Origin of the sequence: Prevotella sp. AM42-24 (assembly GCF_003461825.1) — a bacterium.
GTDB lineage: Bacteria > Bacteroidota > Bacteroidia > Bacteroidales > Bacteroidaceae > Prevotella > Prevotella hominis.
Map to the genome: position 1 here is coordinate 238 of NZ_QTXV01000140.1, position 1,924 is coordinate 2,161.

Here is a 1,924-nt window from a genome sequence, read left to right on the forward strand (position 1 = left end):
GGCTTACCGTGATGTCAAGAACTCTATAGATACGGCTTTGGAAAAGGGTCGTGAGGAAGGAATGGCGGAAGGAATGGCTAAAGGAATGGCTAAAGGAATGGAAAAAGAAAAGCTATCCACAGCTCGCCGCCTTCTTTCAATGGGTCTTTCTGAAGAGCAAGTATCAACAGCCACCGAGCTTCCACTGGAGGTAATCCGGAAATTGAGTGAACAAGCCTGAACTGGCTGAACTTTCAGAAACTTAAATGATAAATCCTGTATTACATCATATCTTATCAATTATGGGAGAAACGAATAATAGAATATTACCTGTAGGCATACAGTCTTTTGAGAAAATTCGAAAGGAAGGTCTGCTCTATGTTGACAAGACAGAGATTATCTGGAATCTTGTTAATAGCAATAAAACATATAATTACCTGAGCCGTCCAAGACGTTTCGGTAAATCATTGTTGGTGGATACTTTGCAGGCTTATTTCGAGGGTAGGAAGGAACTGTTCGAAGGACTGAAAATCATGGATTTAGAAAAGGAATGGGTAAAGCGTCCTGTTGTCAGACTTGATATGAGCCGGGCTGGATCCACTGCTCATGAACTCAACGCTTATCTCAATCTGGCTTTCAAGGAATATGAACGGAAATATGGAATAGAAGCTTCCGCTTCCGACTCTTTATCCAATCGTTTTGATATTATTATCCAGTCTGCCTATGAACAGACGGGACAGCAGGTTGCTATCCTGATAGATGAATATGATTCGCCTTTGCAGCATTCTTGGAAGACTTCTCATCATGAAGATTGTACCTCTATCTATCGTAGTGTTTTTGCTATTCTCAAAGCTGATGACGTATATGAGAAATTTGTCTTCATCACGGGTATTACTAAGTTTACTCAAATCTCATTGTTCTCAGTCTTGAATAATTTGAGTAATATCAGTTTTGATCCTCCTTATGCTGCGATCTGTGGTATCACGAAAGAGGAAGTGGTGAGCAATTTCATGCCTGAAATTGAGGCTATGGGAGTACATAATGGTTGGACGCCGGAAGGAACGATTTTGCAGTTGAAGGCTTATTATGACGGTTATCACTTCTGTAAGAACAGTCCTGTTGATATTTTCAATCCGTTCAGTCTGCTTAATGCTTTGGCTGACAAAGAACTGAAAAACTACTGGGCTGCTTCTGGGGCAACGTCTTTATTGCCGAAGTTTGTCAGTGATATGGAAATTCAGTTGGAGCATTTCGATCATTGCTACATTGACCGCGATACTTTGGAGACTTCTGATGTTTCTGATGGAGGAGCAGAACTCTTCCTTTATCAATCCGGTTATCTGACCATCAAGGATTATGACGAGGGTGTTTATACTTTAGGTATTCCTAACTTTGAAGTAAGGAAAGCACTCTACAAAATAGTAGTACCAGCTTTGACCTTGAAGACAAAAGCTCAGGCTATTACCACACAGAATATTCTTTTAAAGATGATGCAAGATGGTAATCTTGATGAAGCCAAGAAAGCCCTGAAGGCTTTGATAGCTGATGTGCCGTATAGCAATAAAAAGTTGGCAAGCATGGATATGGAAGAACGTTATCGTCTTATCATTAGTACCATTTTTAATGCTATAGGTTTCAAGGTCGAAGTAGAAAAGCAAATCTCTACAGGAAGAATAGATTTGGTGGTTTTTACACGTCGTATTATTTATGTTCTTGAACTTAAACTTTCTAATAATGGTGGGGTTACTGCTGCTGAACATCAGATAAAAGACAGACAGTATGTTGAACCATTTAAAGCTGATGGGCGAAAGGTTATAGCTTTGGCTGTTGAATTAGATGATATGGGCAAGGGACTCATAGATTGGAAGGAAGTTAATTAGCATGAATGCTATGTTACAATAGACTTTCGGTTTAAATACTACACCTCTCTTAAACCATTACTTCA

Annotated in this window: 1 protein-coding gene and 1 pseudogene; both read left to right on the forward strand. The window is 39.5% G+C overall.

Features of this window, described 5'->3' with window-relative positions:
• Positions 1-220: pseudogene (locus DW917_RS17950) on the forward strand (hypothetical protein); the annotation flags it as partial.
• 61 nt (positions 221-281) lie between these two features.
• Complete coding sequence (locus DW917_RS16680; RefSeq protein WP_233524815.1) at positions 282-1,859, forward strand: ATP-binding protein; 1,578 nt, start codon at positions 282-284, stop codon at positions 1,857-1,859.
• The last annotated feature ends 65 nt before the right edge of the window (positions 1,860-1,924 follow it).